Source organism: Phormidium sp. FACHB-592, from assembly GCF_014695795.1.
Taxonomy (GTDB): Bacteria; Cyanobacteriota; Cyanobacteriia; order Leptolyngbyales; family Leptolyngbyaceae; genus Stenomitos.
Map to the genome: position 1 here is coordinate 452,972 of NZ_JACJOZ010000074.1, position 17,170 is coordinate 470,141.

At 48.6% G+C, this 17,170-nt stretch carries 21 protein-coding genes; 13 read left to right on the forward strand and 8 right to left on the reverse strand.

Translation table 11 applies throughout. The annotated features are described in order from the left end of the window. Position 1 precedes the first annotated feature (1 nt). From dcd to H6F86_RS21275, 7 genes are read left to right on the forward strand one after another with little or no spacing between them, the layout of a single operon-like run. The gene (gene dcd / locus H6F86_RS21245; protein ID WP_190450857.1) at positions 2–505 is read left to right on the forward strand and encodes a dCTP deaminase; all 504 of its coding nucleotides are present in this window, start codon (positions 2–4) and stop codon (positions 503–505) included. After that, positions 506–682, forward strand: coding sequence for a hypothetical protein (locus tag H6F86_RS21250; RefSeq protein WP_190450859.1), 177 nt, complete (start codon positions 506–508; stop codon positions 680–682). Beyond that, positions 682–969 (forward strand): hypothetical protein, encoded by a 288-nt coding sequence (locus tag H6F86_RS21255; protein ID WP_190450861.1) that lies wholly within the window; start codon positions 682–684, stop codon positions 967–969. The genes H6F86_RS21250 and H6F86_RS21255 overlap by 1 nt, the downstream gene beginning before the upstream one ends. Next, entirely contained in the window at positions 963–1,118 is a 156-nt protein-coding gene (locus H6F86_RS21260) for a hypothetical protein (RefSeq protein ID WP_190450863.1), read from the forward strand. The genes H6F86_RS21255 and H6F86_RS21260 overlap by 7 nt, the downstream gene beginning before the upstream one ends. After that, positions 1,115–1,591 carry a hypothetical protein gene (locus tag H6F86_RS21265; protein WP_190450865.1) on the forward strand — a complete coding sequence of 159 codons (477 nt, stop codon included), beginning with the start codon at positions 1,115–1,117 and terminating at the stop codon, positions 1,589–1,591. The genes H6F86_RS21260 and H6F86_RS21265 overlap by 4 nt, the downstream gene beginning before the upstream one ends. Then, complete coding sequence (locus H6F86_RS21270; protein WP_190450866.1) at positions 1,584–2,279, forward strand: hypothetical protein; 696 nt, start codon at positions 1,584–1,586, stop codon at positions 2,277–2,279. Before H6F86_RS21265 ends, H6F86_RS21270 begins: the two co-directional genes overlap by 8 nt. Further along, positions 2,276–2,512 (forward strand): hypothetical protein, encoded by a 237-nt coding sequence (locus H6F86_RS21275; RefSeq protein ID WP_190450868.1) that lies wholly within the window; start codon positions 2,276–2,278, stop codon positions 2,510–2,512. Before H6F86_RS21270 ends, H6F86_RS21275 begins: the two co-directional genes overlap by 4 nt. Positions 2,513–2,631: 119 nt before the next feature. Here H6F86_RS21275 and H6F86_RS21280 read toward each other — a convergent pair whose 3' ends face one another. Together H6F86_RS21280 and H6F86_RS21285 are read right to left on the reverse strand one after the other, a co-directional pair. Next, a complete protein-coding gene (locus H6F86_RS21280; RefSeq protein ID WP_190450877.1) occupies positions 2,632–4,167 on the reverse strand; it encodes a recombinase family protein in 1,536 nt (511 codons plus the stop codon). After that, on the reverse strand, positions 4,140–4,304 hold the full coding sequence (locus H6F86_RS21285; RefSeq protein WP_190451112.1) for a hypothetical protein: 165 nt from the start codon (positions 4,302–4,304) through the stop codon (positions 4,140–4,142). Before H6F86_RS21285 ends, H6F86_RS21280 begins: the two co-directional genes overlap by 28 nt. Before the next feature lie 111 nt (positions 4,305–4,415). On the opposite strand from H6F86_RS21285, the gene hisH reads away from it, so the two are divergent. Both hisH and rsmD read left to right on the forward strand, forming a co-directional pair. Beyond that, positions 4,416–5,060: an imidazole glycerol phosphate synthase subunit HisH gene (gene hisH, locus H6F86_RS21290; protein WP_190450878.1), complete on the forward strand. Its 645-nt coding sequence runs from the start codon at positions 4,416–4,418 to the stop codon at positions 5,058–5,060. Then, entirely contained in the window at positions 5,060–5,605 is a 546-nt protein-coding gene (gene rsmD, locus H6F86_RS21295; protein ID WP_190450887.1) for a 16S rRNA (guanine(966)-N(2))-methyltransferase RsmD, read from the forward strand. Before hisH ends, rsmD begins: the two co-directional genes overlap by 1 nt. Before the next feature lie 73 nt (positions 5,606–5,678). Here the strand turns inward: rsmD and H6F86_RS21300 are convergent, their stop codons facing one another. The 3 genes from H6F86_RS21300 to H6F86_RS21310 form a co-directional block, all read right to left on the reverse strand. After that, positions 5,679–6,542 (reverse strand): metal ABC transporter permease, encoded by an 864-nt coding sequence (locus H6F86_RS21300; RefSeq protein WP_190450889.1) that lies wholly within the window; start codon positions 6,540–6,542, stop codon positions 5,679–5,681. Further along, positions 6,542–7,318, reverse strand: a complete 777-nt coding sequence (locus H6F86_RS21305; RefSeq protein ID WP_190450891.1) for a metal ABC transporter ATP-binding protein — start codon at positions 7,316–7,318, stop codon at positions 6,542–6,544. The genes H6F86_RS21300 and H6F86_RS21305 overlap by 1 nt, the downstream gene beginning before the upstream one ends. 169 nt (positions 7,319–7,487) lie before the next feature. After that, a complete protein-coding gene (locus H6F86_RS21310) occupies positions 7,488–8,483 on the reverse strand; it encodes a metal ABC transporter substrate-binding protein (protein WP_242033611.1) in 996 nt (331 codons plus the stop codon). Positions 8,484–9,322: 839 nt separating this feature from the next. Here H6F86_RS21310 and H6F86_RS21315 point away from each other — a divergent pair. Further along, on the forward strand, positions 9,323–9,745 hold the full coding sequence (locus H6F86_RS21315) for a response regulator (protein ID WP_190450893.1): 423 nt from the start codon (positions 9,323–9,325) through the stop codon (positions 9,743–9,745). Between the two features lie 147 nt (positions 9,746–9,892). On the opposite strand, the gene H6F86_RS32910 is transcribed toward H6F86_RS21315, so the two are convergent. Beyond that, positions 9,893–10,993, reverse strand: coding sequence for a M23 family metallopeptidase (locus tag H6F86_RS32910; RefSeq protein WP_277881695.1), 1,101 nt, complete (start codon positions 10,991–10,993; stop codon positions 9,893–9,895). A gap of 345 nt (positions 10,994–11,338) precedes the next feature. Here H6F86_RS32910 and pgeF point away from each other — a divergent pair, with 345 nt between their 5' ends. The 3 genes from pgeF (at position 11,339) to H6F86_RS21330 (ending at position 14,758) form a co-directional block, all read left to right on the forward strand. Further along, positions 11,339–12,121, forward strand: coding sequence for a peptidoglycan editing factor PgeF (pgeF, locus tag H6F86_RS21325; protein ID WP_190450895.1), 783 nt, complete (start codon positions 11,339–11,341; stop codon positions 12,119–12,121). 53 nt (positions 12,122–12,174) lie between these two features. Beyond that, positions 12,175–12,309: a hypothetical protein gene (locus H6F86_RS32915; protein ID WP_277881696.1), complete on the forward strand. Its 135-nt coding sequence runs from the start codon at positions 12,175–12,177 to the stop codon at positions 12,307–12,309. A gap of 574 nt (positions 12,310–12,883) precedes the next feature. Continuing rightward, on the forward strand, positions 12,884–14,758 hold the full coding sequence (locus tag H6F86_RS21330; protein WP_190450897.1) for a serine/threonine-protein kinase: 1,875 nt from the start codon (positions 12,884–12,886) through the stop codon (positions 14,756–14,758). Positions 14,759–14,898: 140 nt separating this feature from the next. On the opposite strand, the gene H6F86_RS21335 is transcribed toward H6F86_RS21330, so the two are convergent. Both H6F86_RS21335 and gorA read right to left on the reverse strand, forming a co-directional pair. Continuing rightward, on the reverse strand, positions 14,899–15,441 hold the full coding sequence (locus tag H6F86_RS21335; RefSeq protein WP_190450899.1) for a Dps family protein: 543 nt from the start codon (positions 15,439–15,441) through the stop codon (positions 14,899–14,901). 115 nt (positions 15,442–15,556) lie between these two features. Then, positions 15,557–16,915 (reverse strand): glutathione-disulfide reductase, encoded by a 1,359-nt coding sequence (gene gorA, locus H6F86_RS21340; protein WP_190450901.1) that lies wholly within the window; start codon positions 16,913–16,915, stop codon positions 15,557–15,559. Between the last annotated feature and the right edge of the window lie 255 nt (positions 16,916–17,170).

The following is a 17,170-nucleotide window of genomic DNA, read 5'->3' on the forward strand; positions in this document are numbered from 1 at the left end:
CATGCCATTAGTTGATTATCAGATCCACTCTCTTTGCTTGCAAGGAATGATTGATCCATTTGACGAAGGGTTGATTAACCCAGCTTCTTTAGATGTGAGAGTGGGTGATTCGATCGTAGTGGAAACAGCAGCAGGTTTTGTATTAACAGACCTCACTCGGTATAGCGAAGCAGAACCATACCGCATTTACCCTGGTGAGTTTTTACTGATGAGTACCTTAGAAACATTCAATATGCCAGACACGATCGCGGGTGAGTTTCGCTTGAAATCATCTCGCGCCAGAGAAGGTTTTGATCAAGCCTTAGCCATTTGGTGCGATCCGGGGTGGAACGGCAGCAAACTCACTTTAGAAGTAAGAAACAATTGCCGCTTTCATCAACTACCAATTTATCCAGGCAGGTTAATTGGTCAAATCATTTTCCATCAGTGCGATCGACCGTTGGTAAGTTATCGGCAGAAAGGTCGTTACAACAACGATTTGGTAGCCCAGATGTCTAAGGGGTGAATGATGCTAATCCTACAAATCCTCTTTCATTTCGTTTTTACAGGTGCTCTGGCATTCACCATGATCGCCTTTGCCCTCATCCTCGCCACTGCCGTCTTTGGGGCGATCGCTGCCTCAACACTGCTCTGGGAATTTCACCACCGCGATCGGCTCAGCACTAAACAGGAGAGTAACTAATGAAAGTCGCTAAGGCTACTGAAGCAAATATTCAAGCTTTGATTGATTTCTTGAACGAAATAGAAGAAATGGTAGAAGGTGATGATTTTACCAATGCCGAAAAGCTGCTGAGAAGTCGCCCAATTCACTGGGCAAAAATTATCTTTGGCTATCAGACTTTGGTTGAAAACTGCTGCGATCCAAATTTGAACTATTTAGAGTGGAAGCCAGAGATTAAAGCATTGTTAGAGCCAAAACCTTTGCCTGAAAAGGATGCAGCAGTACTGGGCGGTAGTTGCCCATGCTAATCCTCGCTATCTTTGCTGCCAGTGCCATCATCGTCTGCGCGATCGCACTCCGCGACCTCCAACGGCAACGGCAAGTTAGGGCAGCAGCAAGAGCGATCGCCGCTAGCGCTCAGTCAACCCAGTGGGCACAGAAGGAGAGCCGCTCATGATCAAATTTGTTGCTGATTTACAAACAGAAGGCAGGCTTTATCTCTTCGGTCTGTCAGAAGGGAATCTCAACCGTTTAGAGTTCAATAATGAGCCGATATTCTTTAGCTTTGGCTATGTCTATCACCCTGAATTGTTTGGCTTAATACTCTACATGGGCGAGTTCGAGAACCCTGCTGATATTGCCGCTAATTCTGACGAGATCGAGTTGCGCTGTCTTCCTTTCTTTGGCGAACGGCATGGTGTCACAGTTGATAGTCTGCGGGTATTTCCGATCGCTCGAAGCGTTATGCAACAGTTTAGAAGCACACCGTTTTGGGCATTGCAAACTAAAGCAGAGATTACCAATTCCAACGACATTCAAATGTTCTTCTCTGGACGCACTGAACAAGAAATTGAGCAGCATCTTAGAACGTCTGGACTTGTTAATTCAAAGACAAAACGTACATCTAGAGGCTTTGGCAAGAATGGCTAACAAACTGTTACTACTGGATCTAGACGGCACTGTGAGACGTTGCAAATCAAACCACGACACTTTTATCAATGAGCCTAAAGATCAAGAGCTAATACCTGGTGTTGTTGACGCGCTAAACAAATATGTTGCTGAAGGATGGGCGATCTTTGGTATCACTAATCAAGGTGGAGTGATGCACAAACACAAAACGTTGAAGGCTTGCATTGATGAGCAGCGCTACACGTTGAAGCTTGCCCCGCAAATTGATCGCATTTACTTCTGTCCTGACAGTGGCGACACTTGCTATCGAGTCAGTAGACCACTGTGGGCACCCAAGTTATTTACCGTTAATCGCATTGATGGTGGGGCGGGCGATGACCCTAGATATTTTTTAGGCGGCTTCAGAAAGCCTCAACCTGGAATGCTACGCCTAGCAATGAACGAGTTTACAAACAACTTAATTGTTGAGTTGCTAGACGCGACCGAAATGCTAGAGCCTAAATTGCAAATGGCGATCGCGCGAGATGAGCTTGGGGATAACCAGTTGATGCCGATTCTGTGCGTTGGTGACATGGACACAGACAAACAGGCAGCAGCAACGGCAGAAGTTGAATTTATGTGGGCGCATGATTGGCGCGGTGATTCTGATGAGTCACTGAAAAATATCAGACAGCGTCAGATGGAATCTTTGGAGCGCGATCGACCATGACACCAAAAGAGCAGCCCAGCATCGGTCAGCAAGTCGTCAATGACCCCGCTGTAAGAGATGCGATTGACAAGCTAATAGCAGAGGTTCACAAAGAAGGCTTTCAGCATGGTTACGCCAAAGCTGAGTCTGACTTTGCGAGGTTGCTCGATGAATGGGCGATCGAGCCTGCAACGACGAGTGCGGTGAGAGCGAAGCTGGCGGTGATTCTCGCTCTGTTGAGAGACAACCAATAATTAGACCCAAGTTGAATACCGCTGAAGTATTTAGTGTGGAGAATTTATAAATGCACCCAGATCCATTACCAGGCATGACAGCATCAGAGTATCTTCTCTGGACTGCTCGACTCCGACTATCAGATCCAAAGGTCAACAGTCAAAGCAGCGTTCCAGTCACGCCAAACAGTACGGACGTAGCGAGCGAACAACAACCGCTTGCCCTCGATCGGGTAGTCCTCCCAAAAAGAGGGAGTCGAGCCAAGCATGACAAGACTGCTTAAGTCATCGGTCGGAACTTCCGGCGTAGCGTTTTGCTTGGCTTTAATTTGTGCTACTAATTTCTCGATCTTCCGGCTTAACCAACCTTCATCGTCACCCACCATTTTGATCGTGGCTTGTAACTGCTCTATTTGTAGCTCCAGTTTTAAGATCTCAGGGTCAGCGATCGCCTTTGCCGTTTCGTCCACTGCCACACTCATAAGCGTCTCAGCGCGAGTGGCTAAAGCAGCAATGATCGCTGACTCAATCACCTCAAGCTTGGCAAAGGGTGAGCGATCGCCATTCACGCGACGAGTGCCACAACTAAACCGTGGGTCAAGCCGTCGATACGCACCACAGCCAACATAAGAATAAAGCTTGCCACTTCTACCCTTGTTCGGTATGATCTCGCAGGCACTACCGCACTCGCTACAGCGAACCAGACCTGAGATTGAGTACCGCTTCGCTTTACTGTTAGATCCCCAGAGCCGCCCATTTTGCCGTCGCTTATCTTCTATACTGAGCCACTCCGCTGGTGAAATCACCGCAATCTCTGGATGAGTGTTATAGATCAGTTCTTGGTGCTTCCCATTCTTCTGTATCCTGTAGCCTGTATGTCCTCGCAGTACAGGATTATCAATCAGTCGTAGGAAACTAGATCGACTCCAGTACTGTCCTAGTGCCCGGTTCACTTCATCAATGGCATCGCTCACAAAGGGCGATCGCAACAAGATCTCTACCATCTGCCTCAGTGCTTGGTGCTTGGTGATACCATCCTTAAACTCAGCATCGTCTCTGTCATACGTTTCTTTCGTGCGGATGTACCCGAATGGTGCCTTTTGGTTGGGCTTGCCCTTAGCACGACTGTAGCGATATGTGCGTGACACCCTTTGTTTGATACGTCGCGATTCTGCTTCAGCGTCAACGCCTGCTTGTACAAAATACTTCCAGTCGTTCGGGTTGATCCAGTCAATCTCAGCACTCCTGGCTGTACCATCCGCCGATCTTGCTGCCTCAAAAAAGCGCACGCCCGATCGCTGGAATAGTTTGGCTAGCCTTGACAACGTTTCAGTGTCGCGACTAAAACGGTCGATGCGATCGCACACAATTGCATCTAGTGCCCCTGCGACTACCAGTTGCTCAATCCGTGCTAGTGTCTCGCGTTCTTCTTTTAGCCCTGAGATAATATCCTGAAAGAGCAAGGCATCATCCAGGGTGCCAAGTTGAGCGGCAATTTCGTCCACAACAAAACGCTGCCGCTCGATCGACTGCCCCGACCTTGACTGCTCGATCGTGCTAACCCTGACGCACCTTGCTACCCGCATACGCTCAAAAAGTTTTGCGCCTAGTCTACCACTCAACGGTGTACGCTTTAATTGCTCGTAGTCTACAATTGCAAGCGACTGTAGACCCATATCAGATCGTCAAACAGAAAGATGCGAATGTCTTCGGTCAGACTTTTGCATTCCGGTATCAGCGCTTTAGCTGTGTTGAGGGCATCCGTCCAGCGCTCGAACGTCTGCGAAAATCTTGGCGTGACAACTTTGAACATACTTTTAAGCCTTAAGGCGTTGCGTTTCTACCCAACGTTTAGACGATCGTGTAGACAACAGTGCTTGCAGACTACAATTCTAGAGAGTGAACGTGTGTAAAGGTAAGAAAAATGCCAACGATCGCCGTGGTGGACTACGACATGGGCAACCTGCATTCTGCCTGTAAGGGGCTAGAAAAAGCAGGCGCAACTCCCATCATTACTGATTCTCCTGCTGCTCTGGATCAGGCAGAGGCGATCGTACTGCCCGGTGTTGGCTCGTTTGACCCAGCCGTACAACATTTGCGTTCACGCCAGTTAGAAGCGCCGATCAAACGGGCGATCGCTAGTGGCAAACCGTTTCTAGGCATTTGCTTAGGGCTACAAATTTTGTTTGAGGCGAGTGAAGAAGGGAAAGAACCTGGTTTAGGCATCGTTGCCGGTACCGTCAAACGCTTTCGCCATGAACCCGGCATTACAGTTCCTCACATGGGTTGGAATCAATTGGAGTTAGCACAACCCAATTCTCCACTCTGGCAAGACCTTTCTGTCGATCCGTGGGTCTATTTTGTGCACTCGTACTACGTCGATCCAAGTGATCCAAAAGCGCGTGCAGCAACGATTACACATGGTAGCCAAACAGTGACAGCCGCGATCGCTCAAAATAATCTCATGGCAGTGCAATTTCACCCTGAAAAGTCTTCAACTGCTGGTCTACAGATTTTGGCAAATTTCGTTAATTTGGTACAGGCAAGGCAGGTTGTGACGGCATCCTAATGAGCTTGAGAATTTACGGCAATCGTCAGCTTAAGACTCTGGCAGGACAAGAGACGCGACCCACCTTAGCAATGGTGCGATCGGCGTTGTTCAATATCTGGCAGGGCACGATCGCAGACTGTCGCTGGCTTGATTTGTGTGCAGGCAGTGGTGCAATAGGTGCAGAGGCACTTTGTCGCGGTGCAGCAGTAGTTGTAGGCATTGAGCAGTCTACCCGTGCTGGTGCCATCATTCGGCAAAACTGGCAGCAAGTGGCGAATGATACGCAAACATTTCAAGTGCTGCGGGGTGATGTTAGGCAGCGCATCAAGTCATTAGAGGGTCAGCAGTTTGATCGCATTTACTTTGATCCGCCCTACCATAGTGATTTGTATGAGCCAGTCATTGAGTCGATCGCGCACCTTCAATTACTGGCACCGAACGGTGAATTAGCAGTAGAACACAGCCCTTATCGCTTCAGCGTTCTCACACCTTCCACCTTAGAAATATGCCGTCAAAAAGTGTATGGCAACACAGCCCTTACCTTTTATCAAACGATTAGTTAAATGCTGCTACAACCGTCTTGGTTCGGTAAGGTAGCACTTATAACGGCAGAAAAGAAACAGGCATATGAGAAAGTTATTGGTTGGGAGCCGATTCGGTAACAGTTTGAGTTTTAGCCAATAATCCATGCTTGGGTGCAAAAACCATTGCTATCACAAAGAGCAACGTTTGCAGTACAACAATACAGCCGCCCGTAGCGCCATCAATGTAGTAGCTGATATAAGTGCCTATAACGCTAGAAAAAACGCCAGAAGCCATTGCAATCAGCACCATATAATCAAAGCGATCGCTCAACAAATATGCAGTTGCACCCGGAGTTACTAACATAGCAACGACTAAGATGATACCAACAGTTTGAAGCCCCGCAACGGCAGTCAGTGACAACAAAGACAGCAAAACGTAGTACAGAAACGTTGTGTTTAAACCGATCGACCGGGCATGGGTTGGATCAAAGCAAAATAAAATTAAATCTTTGCGTAACAGTGCCAGCGTTGCTAACGTAATGACACTAATAATCACCGTTTGAACAATATCGGCATCCGAAATGCCTAGAACGTTGCCAAAGAGAATATGAGTCAAGTCAATGGAACTTCTGACTTTAGAAACGAGCACTAAACCTAAGGCGAAAAAGCCGGTAAACACTAACCCAATAACCGTATCCTCTTTGACACGAGTTTTTACCTTGATAAAGCCGATCGTAATGACTGAACCAACGCCAAAGACAAACGCGCCAACTGCAAGGGGAAGGTTCAGCATATAAGCAATGACAACTCCTGGCATGACGGCATGAGAAACAGCATCGCCCATCAAAGCCCATCCCTTTAAGGTCATGTAGCAAGATAGCGCCGAACAGACCATTCCTACTAGGGCACTTACACAAATTGCCCTTACCATGAACTCACTCTGCAACGGTGCCGAAAACCACTGAACTAAATCCATCACTGCTCCTCTTGCTTGCCCTGAGCTAATTTGCTTTTCGTCAGGGATAAATCGATCACTGAACCACCAAAGGTGCGGGAAAGATTTTCTTCTGTAAAGACATCTGAAGTTTCGCCATACGCCAGAATTGTGCGGTTAATCAACACGACCTGATCACAAAAGGTGGTGATAGAGGCTAAATCATGGGTGGAAAGCAGTACTGTGTGACCGGTCTGACGCAGTTCCATCAGCAGTCTAATCATTGTTTTCTCGGTTTTGACATCAACGCCAGCAAACGGCTCGTCTAGAAGTAACACGGTTGCCTGTTGCGCTAAGGCGCGTGCAAAGAAGGTACGTTTCCGTTGTCCACCCGATAGTTCTCCAATTTGGCGATCGCGCAACTCCCACATTTCGACTCGCTCCAGGCTATCCCGCACAGCCTGTTTATCAGACGGTCGCGGCATACGCAGAAAATTCATGTAGCCGTAGCGCCCCATCATCACCACATCCTGAACGCTCACTGGAAAATCCCAGTCCACCTCTTCTGCCTGGGGGACATAGGCAACCAAATTCTGTTTTTGGACGCGATAAATCGGCAACCCATTTACCAACACTCGCCCATGCACGGGTTTGACGAAGCCCATGACTGCCTTAAACAGCGTAGACTTGCCTGCACCGTTCATCCCTACCAAGCCACAAATGGTTCCTGCTTTGAGCTGTAACGAAGCGCTGTGTAACGCTACTTTGCCATGATAGGCAACGGTTACATTCTCAATATCGAGGCTGACTGCGGCCATTTTTTCTTCCCTAAAAAGCTCTTAAAAGTCCTACTATCTGTAGCAAAACGCTCAGTTCCCTCTTAAACCCTCTTTCAAAAGAGAGACTTAACGATTGCTTCCGTCTTTTGAAAGTGATAGGGACGATCGCTCAGTGCTTCACATTACATCTAGCCTTTCAAATATGTTCTTAACTGCCTTGTAGACCTTTAATTAATGTGCTGACGTTATATTCTAAAAGCTTGAGATAAGTGGATGCCGGACCATCCGAGGCAGACAGGGAATCAACATAAAAGACCCCTGCAAATTTTGCTCCTGATTCTTTTGCCACTTGAAGCTGCACTTTGTTACTGACTGTACTCTCACAGAAAACGGCTGGCACTTGATTTGCTTTAACGGTATTAATCACTCGTTCCACTTGTCTGGGCACGGCTTGCTGTTCGGCATTGACAGGCCAGAGATAGATCTCCTTCAAGCCATAGTCACGGGCAAGATAGGAGAATGCGCCCTCACAACTGACGATATAGCGTTTGTCAGGTGGGATCGCTGCAAGAGCTTGCTGGAGTTTTGTATCGATCGCCCGAATTTGTTTACTGTAGGCTGCCGCGTTCGTAGTGTAAGTAGCTGCATTCACAGGATCAAGGTTCACTAGTGCTTTGCGAATATTTTCGACGTAAATCAAGGCATTCTGCGGCGACATCCAGGCATGTGGATTGGGTTTGCCTTGAGCAGCATCGTCTGCAATATTGATCGGTTGAATGCCCTCGCTTAAGGTCAGATGAGTAACCTGAGGGAAACGGCTGTAAAATCTCTCTGCCCAGCGTTCTAAGTCCAAACCGTTGTCTAGAATGAGAGCTGCACCTCGTCCTCGTTCCAGATCACTAGGAGTCGGTTCATAACCGTGAATCTCTGCCCCGGTTTTAGTAATTGACTCCACAATTGCCTTCTCACCTGCCACGTTCTGTGCCATGTCTGCTAGCACAGTAAATGTAGTGAGAATGATTTTTTTACCTTCTCTAGATGGGTCGGTGGCAGTGGTAGGGCGAGAGCTTTCACCCGATCGAGGTTGCGTTGAAGGGGACGTGTTACACCCAGTCAGCCAAACCCCCAATAATAGCCCTAGCACCCCAAGGTAGAAGTGTTTCAAGGCCCGAAAGCCTTTGTCAGAGGCAAGCTTATGATCCATTGCCACTTTCATAATTGTTTCATTTTTAAACGTAGCATGAACCAAGCAGGATCAAAGCCTGACGCAATCAGGGATTGGAGATCAAGTCCCACAAACCTTCCACGCTAAGATAACCTGCATCAAGTCAAGGTCGCTTACAGCAGCTTTGGGGAGCATAAGGAACAATCATTAGGGGCGATCGTGGCAATCTGGTAGCGCTGTCTCTACCCTATCCATTAGCAGCACTACTGTCTTGTCTGGTGTGATAGCTCTAGTGTTACAGAAGTTGCAGACCCTACAGAGCTTAGATTAGTGCTGTTGCTGACTCCACCTACAACTACCAACTTGGGCTACTAGAGTACAGCGATTTCCAAGTGGATTGATCAGTCTAGGGGCAGACTACAGCTTGGCTTTTCAGCAAACCGCCTAATGTACGCTCACGTTCAAACTTGGTTTGAACTTGGTGAGGTTGGAGGTTTGAGAACATTGAGTGAAGGTTCAGCTTGGCAAGTATTTTTTGAAAGTAAACACGTCAATCTAGTAAGGCGATGAAACGGCGTGAGTTAAGAACGTGCTGTGATGCAAACGACAACTCTGCAAAGCAAGACTTCACCGGAATTTACAAGCATTCTACTTTCAGCAGTACGCATTCCGTTCTTCGCTTTTATATGTAAAATTGGTGAATGTGGTTCAAGAGATGAGCATTAGCTTTACCAGCTTGCCGTATTTCTGCTTAGGTGGAGTTGCAACCTGATAAGTATCGTCAGATGATTAGCCAAAAGCGCCAATTAGCCGCTGGAGGAACTTCGTCCGCTCTCCTTCAGAGAACGCCTAACGGTTAGATCTTTCCTGAAAAGAGTATGGACAATCAGTCTCTACACCCTGCTGACGCTCAAATCACTTTTCTTGTAGTTGATGATGATCCAGATAATCTTTTGCTCGTTAACTATCAACTGCTACAGCTACTCGATTGCACGGTGATCAGCGCCCAGGATGGTCAGACAGCGTTATCGCTCGCCGAAACGCACCAGCCAAGCTTAATCTTGCTGGATATTATGCTCCCTGAAATGGATGGTTTTGAGGTAGCTCGTTGTTTGAAGCAAAACCCTCAAACGCAGGCAATTCCAATTATTGCAGTCACCGCTATGGCTCGATCGCTCGACCATGATCTGGCGCTTGCCTCAGGCTGTGATGATTACGTTTGTAAACCTTACGAAATAGAAACGTTGGCAGCCGCGATCGAGCGTAACCTGAACCTTTCGTTTTCTTTGCTTATTAACTAAAGAATTTTCATAAGAATAAGCCATCAGTAGCCTAGGTTTAAACCATGCTCCGCCTACTACGGCTGGAGGTTGAAACTTTGGTATAAGTGCTCAGTCAAGCATGCAGTCGAAATCTGACTGCGCGGCAGACTTTAAACCGACCAATCCCTAACTTCGAGTTGCTGCTGCTTTCGCTTGAGCAACCTGCATGGTCTTAACTAACTGTGCCAGGGCGTACTCCAACTGTGCCCCTGCATCCATTGCAACCCAACCGTCAGACGTAAGTTGGCGAAACTCAAAGTGCAGATGTGGTCCAGTAGACACGCCTGTGCTGCCGACACGCCCAATGACCATGCCTTGCTTCACCACTTCGCCTGGTTTAACGAAGATTTCGGAGAGATGGGCATAAAGGGTTTGTTGCGTACCTTTATTGTGGTCTAGAGCAACAGAAAGACCGTAACCGCCGAGGAAGTCAGCGATCGCTACTTTGCCAGCGTAAGCTGCTAAAACAGGTGTGCCTAAAGGCGCTGCCAAGTCGGTACCGGAATGAAACCGTTGAGTGCCCGACACAGGATGCACGCGCCAGCCAAACAGTGAGGAAATAGGCGCAGGAATAGAGAGCGGAAAAATCAGGCGAATATTACCATTGCCTAAGCGTCCCGAAGGGCGTGCCGTGCGCTTGTAATAGGTTTGCCATGTAGGAGTTTGCGATGCAAAGGCAGTGGTTGTGCCAAGCCCAGCCACACTCATGCCACCAGAACTCGTGTTGCCAGAACTACTAATGCTAGATGCGGCTCTATCTGCTGTCACCTTAGCGTTAGCAGCCTGCCAGCGATCGTCTAACGAGCAGGGACTACCATTTAGCAGTTGCCCGCTTTGCAAAACGGCACGGCATCCGGTTGAACGCTCCGATAGCACAATAGAGGTCGGTGCATCATAACTATCGTTATAATCAGGACGCGCAGATGGCGCGGTTGGCTGAGTGCTTTGAGGCTGGACGCTTAAAGGTTCCGGCGCTGGTACAGTAGGTGCAACAAAAACAGGTGTCGATACTTCTGGCGGTGCGATGTCTCGTTGGTTTGTAGAGTCGATCGGGGCTGAATTAAGATCCACCGATGGCATTGAGGGGGCAGTCAACACATCATCCGCCGACCCTTGCGCTAGCGCCATGCCGCTACTGAGTAACCCAAAACTCCCAATCCAACCCAAGCCACGCACTAGCACACGGTATCGACGATTCAGCAGCGTTGGATGAGCGTTTAGAGTCATGTGGGGATCCTGAGGGACGATCGGGTTGGTGCTGTCAGCTTAGTCGTGAAGGTAGACGGCTTAGTTCCGCAAGCGGCAATGGACTTTAGCTTAAAGCCTAAAGTATCCATTGAGATTGCTTTAGGATACGGTTGTAAACGTTGCAGTTGCAATAGCAGTGAAAGTTTTCACTTTTGATTCCAGCCTGAAGGTCGCCCTTCATTGAGCTGCGGCTATTGTAGAGGCGTGGTAGCGCTTCTTGAACCAAAGCGTTAACGACCTCGACTATTGTACCTGTCTTTGAAGAACCGTCTTCAGTAAGAACACATTCAGTCGGTTTTGTGTCCCTTGTTTTCTTCATACCATATGCATACCTGGCGTTGGCGTACCTGGAATGAACTGCCGTATCTAACTTGTAGCCTTTTAGAGCCGTGGTCACATGGCTTTTTTACGCAACAGTTTTGGCAGCGATCGCCCAACGAACTAACCGAAATTTTGCAACCAACGGCACAAGCCTATCGAGCCAAGCAGGTGCATGGTAATACAGTTCTGTCACCGTCTGAAGTGGCATCACTCGTGATCGACGACGAAGCGCCCTCGGCAGATGGACTTATAACAGAACGAGGCAATCAGGCAGTTTGGGCGTGTAGCGCTGATTGCACGCCTGTTTTGATTGCTGATGCTGTGACTGGGCAGGTTGCAGCCGTTCACGCTGGTTGGCGAGGCACTGCGCTAAAAATTGTGCCCCACGCGATCGCCCGTTTGCAGGCACAGGGTAGCCAGTTACAAAATCTGCGTGTGGCGATGGGTCCTGCGATCGCTGGCGAGGTGTACCAAGTCTCTGAACACGTGGCGGCTGAGGTAGGAGCGACCGTTGTTGCTCCTGACTCTAGCGATCCATCTACGCTGCTCTACGCCCTGCACCAACTACCCAATTCCCCACTGCTCACTGATCCTGAACCAGGACGGGTACGGTTAGATGTGCGTCGCATCAACGCTTTGCAGTTAGAGCAACTAGGCATCCATGCCGAACAAGTAGCGATCGCGCCTTATTGCACCTATCAAACCCCCGATCGCTTTTTTTCGTATCGTCGTAGCCGCGAGAAGAAAGCCCAGTGGTCTGGCATTGTCAGCCAATCAATGAACTAACCACTGCTCTATTCATATGACGCCAGGAGTATTAGCGCTCACTGTAAAAGTCAATGGCAGCAAAGTTAGGGGCAGAACAGTCAGTGGCAGAAAACGTTCTCATGTCATTCGCTAAAGCTAGCGGTCAACTCCAACCAAAAGCGCGATCGCTCCTCCGCTTTAGGGGCATCACTGTTCTTAAAAGCTAAAGCCTTGCGACATCTGGCACTGCGAGAGGCTCAAGACAATCGTGCTTCGCTTTTTAGTTAGTGAAACGGCACCAACAGCAATAAGCTAGGAGGGCTAAATTAAGCACTACTGAGAGACCAGGTTTCGACTGCACTCAATGCATCTTATAAGTAATTACGCCCAGCTACTTAGCTAAACGGGGTGCTGTTGGGTTACCTGAGCGATCAACGTACCCAGTTGAAAAACTGGGTGAATCGGTGAGTAGAAGTGGCGTCATCACACAGTATTATGGCAAGGCATTAGGGTGTACTGCTTAAAAGCGTGCTGTTTCAGGCTGTGTTACTTCAAGACTGTTGCCTTTAAGGCGTATAGCTAATTTTTATTAGCCTGTCTATATGCCGTCTAGAGTAGCCTTTGAGCGATCGCACTTACTTTTGCAATGCTACTTGAGTTACACATATCGCTGTGAGTCTTTATCATTGGAAACAAAAAGGAATCTCTCTCGGACATCCTGATTTTAGGGTTGTAGACAGAAAAACTAGGTATGTCTGGCTACCCTGCTGCTTGGTGAACCTGGAGTCGCTTAATTAAACAATGACGCATCAACTTCAACAGGACAGTTCCACCGCTATTGTGGGTAAACGTTACAAGCTCATTAGCCAGCTTGGTGTTGGCGGCTTCGGGCAAACGTTTTTGGCACAAGACCTGCACCTGCCAGATTGCCCCCGCTGCGTAGTCAAACGTCTCCTTGCCAAAACAAACGAGCCAAAAAGCCTGCAAACAGCTAGACGTTTGTTCCACACTGAAGCCAGGGTACTGTACCAACTCGGCAACCACGACCAGATTCCAGCCCTGTTTGCCCATTTTGAGGAGAACCAGGAGTTTTACCTGGTGCAAGAGTTCATTGAAGGTGAACCACTGACTCGGCAGATTATTAAGGGTGAGCAATGGGAAGAAGAGCGAGTCATTACGCTGCTCAAAGATATTCTCGAAGTACTGGTGTTTGTCCACGAGCAGAATGTGATTCACCGTGATGTCAAACCGTCCAACCTGATGCGCCGCCGCCGCGATGGCAAGTTGGTACTAATTGATTTTGGTGCTGTGAAGCAAGTCAGCGTTCAAGCGGCAGACCCTACTACCGATCATGTTGATTCCACTGTGTCGATCGGCACTCAAGGTTATATTCCAAACGAGCAACTTGCGGGCAAACCACGTTTTAGCAGTGATATCTATGCTGTTGGCTTAGCAGGCATTCAGGCACTTACTGGCGTGCTGCCGCGAGAACTGGGCGAAGATGCTCAAACCAGTGAGCTAGACTGGCGCGTGCATTCACCAAACGTCAGCAATGAACTAGCAGAAATTCTTGATCGCATGGTGTGCTATGACTTCCGCGATCGTTATCCCACTGCGTTTGAGGCACTGGAAGCACTACGAAGCCTTGCACCTGACCCCGCAGCGAAATCATTACAAGCTTTAGCCACCAATGATTTGGATGCTACTGAGCTTTCTGATGCACCGCACTCATCCGGTCTGGGCACACAGAGGCAGTCAAGCGCCACGCACGATTTCATCTTTATCGACTCCCGAAACACTGACCCAAGAGATGAAACGTTGACGCTCGCTGGCAACACGGCATCCGAATCATTTCTACGCAGCTTTGAGCCGTCCTTTTTAGCAAAAAAAGTTTCCCCGCTTGAGCGAGTCGCCCACTGGCTTCGGCAACCAACCGTTAGACGAGGAACACTCCTAACAGGCGTAGCTGCAACAGGGGTCATGCTCTTGAGCCTCAAAATTAACCCCTCTCTGCAATCTATAAGTCAGCCTGGGCTGCCACTTCAGGCAATTACTTATCCTGTTATTAAGCCGTTGCCCGTCCCGACACCCAAACCGCTTTCGCCTGAGCAGAAAGCTGCTAGACTGCTTGACCAGGCAAATAAACAGCACAAAAAACGGCAATACTCACAGGCACTAGCTACCTACGACAAAGTGCTGAAGCTAAAGCCAGAGACCGTAGCGGCGCACTGGGGACGTTGCGATTCCTTAGCGGAGCTAAAACGACCAGATCAGGCGTTGGTTTCATGTAATGATGCCCTTAACCTCAACCCTGATTATGCTGAAGCATTGTGGAGTCAAGGTAAAGCGTTAAAACAGCAAGATCGTCTGCTCGAAGCACTTGACTCGTTTGAGCAAGCAACGCTCCTGAAGCCAACGCTTACCAATGCCTGGGTAGAGCAAGGTATGACATTACAAGAATTTGGGCGCTCTGCCGAAGCGATCGATGCACTAGACATCGCGATCGAACTTAATCGAAACTCTGCCGAAGCCTGGAGTACGAAAGGTGCGGCTCTATGGAATCTAGGGCGCTATGATCAGGCGATCGAGTCACTGGACAAAGCCCTCCAAATTCAACCGAAAGCAGCGGGTGCCCTTGCTCTACGTCAGCAGGCACGTGAACAGCTAGGCTATTAAGTCCTACAGCAATTAGCCTGAAAATAGTTTGAATGCCACCGCTTACCGTTTCAACAGTAAGCAATGGCATTCAGGCGAATTATTATTCTGCGTTTACTTCTACACTCGCAAGCACATGGCTTGTAGTAAGCACATACAGTCTAATTTGCAGCACCTACAGGGAATTTCACACCAGCAGGAGGTTGGTTGTCAGGTTCCACTGCTTTACCCTCAATGAAGGAGCGTAGCATCCACGCCATTTCTTCGTGCCCTTCCATCAAACCTGTGAGGAAGTCAGCCGTACCCTGGTCATGGAAATCATCAGCACACTGATCAATGTGTTCGCGTAGGTTGCGGATGATTTGTTCATGATCGTCTACCAGGTTTGAGACCATTTCGTAGGAAGTCGGCACGCCCTCAGTTTGCTCTTTGATCGAGCCATAACGTAGAAAACCTTCAGCAGTGCCAATTGGATAATTACCCAATGCACGCACACGTTCAGCTGTGGAGTCGATCGTTTGGTTCAAGATTTCGTATTGCTCTTCCCAGATCTGGTGCAGCGAGCGGAACTCAGGTCCGGTCACATCCCAGTGGTACTTTTTAGTTTTGATCAACAATAGATTGGCATCAGCCAAATCTCTATTCAAAAGTTCGCAAACGCCAGCACGTTGCTCTTCTGTTAAGCCAATATTTAGCTTCCGCATTGCTATAGCTCCCATTATCATTGCTCTCTCCAGTTGACCAGATTCACTGCTGAGGAGCATCAACCAGATGAGGGATTGTTGCTGTACAGCAGTTGACTCTTGCGAAAGAGGAAAATTAAGTGGCACTGGGTGATCGTTCTAGCGAGAAAAACTCTTCCGCTGAAGAGGGATGAATACCGATCGCTCGTTCCAGCGCTTGCTTCGTGATGCCCATTTGTAGTGAAACACCTAAACTTTGCACAATCTCGCCTGCATGATCTCCGACCATGTGGATGCCTACAACCCGCTCAGTATTAGCTTCTACCACCAGTTTGACCAGGCTTTGCTGCGGTCGATCGGTCAGGCTATAGAACAACGGTTGAAACTCCGACTGGTAGCACGCGATCGCTCCTCCCAGCTTTTCATGTGCAGTGGCTTCGCTTAACCCTACAGACGCAGCTTCTGGGTCACTACAAACCACTGAGGGTACGTAGTCATAGTGAACGACCTGGGGCTGCTGACCAAAGACAGTATCAGCAAAGGCTTTGCCTTCGGCTTTGGCAACGGGGGTAAGCTGAAGGCGATTGGTACAATCACCCACTGCAAAAATGTGAGGCTGGCTAGTGCGGCTGTAATCGTCTACCGCGATCGCCGTTTTTGCTTCCACTCCAGCGTTTTCTAGCCTTAGCTCGTCTAGCTGAGGTGCACGACCAGTGGCACAGAGAACAGTCTCTACTACTAAAGGTGTAGCAGTTTCGCCTTCTAGCGTGACCCGCAAGCCTTCTGGCACAGGCTCGATCGTCTTGATAGTAGTATTACAGAGCGTTTGAATGCCACGATGGTCGAAGGCACGATGCACTGCTGCTGCCAAATCAGCATCAAACCCTGAAAGCAGACAGTGCTCGTGGTTAATCAGCGTTACTTCACAGCCAAAGCCGCGCAGAATGCTGGCAAATTCAACACCAATATAGCCACCGCCTAAAATGGCAATTTGTTCAGGAAGCGCCCTTAAGTGAAACATCTCGTTAGATGTGAGCGCGTGTTCAATGCCGCTGATCGCAGGCTTAATGCTTTTACCGCCCACCGCGATCAAAATTTTTGCAGCCGTAATTTTGCGATCGCCGACTGCCAATGTATGGGCATCGACAAAGGTTGCCCGCTCATTGATAAACTCAACCCCTGCTGTTTGTAGTGCTTGCCTCTGTACCTGCTGCAACCGCTGAATTTCGCGATCTCTCACAGTGACAAACCGCTGCCAGTCAAACTGCTGTTCGCTCTTGCTCCAGCCATACGCGATCGCATCGCGCTGCAATCGTGCAAACGCTGACGCATAAACCATCAACTTCTTTGGAATGCAACCTCGGTTGACACAGCCTCCACCTGCTTGAGCCTGCTCAGCGATCGCAACCATTACACCATATTGCGCTGATCGTTTTGCTGCTGCTACACCGCCTGGACCTGCACCAATCACAAACAAATCATAATCGTAGGTCATGCGCTGCTGTCTGAAAGCTTCATTGTTAGCCTAATAACGTTTGCAATTGGGTTAGCCACTTTCCAAAGTAGGAGATCCAAATGTTTATAGCCAAAGGATAAAGGGTGAGGGATGAATAGAAGCCCTTGCTCAAAGGAAGTTTCAAGGTTTATGTCTGTTCTAATGTTCTTTTTGACCGCTATCTATGCAGCACGCCGATGGTAGCAACATCCCTTTAGCTCCAGTCGCTTGACTTAACCTTGAAGCAGGCTTTTG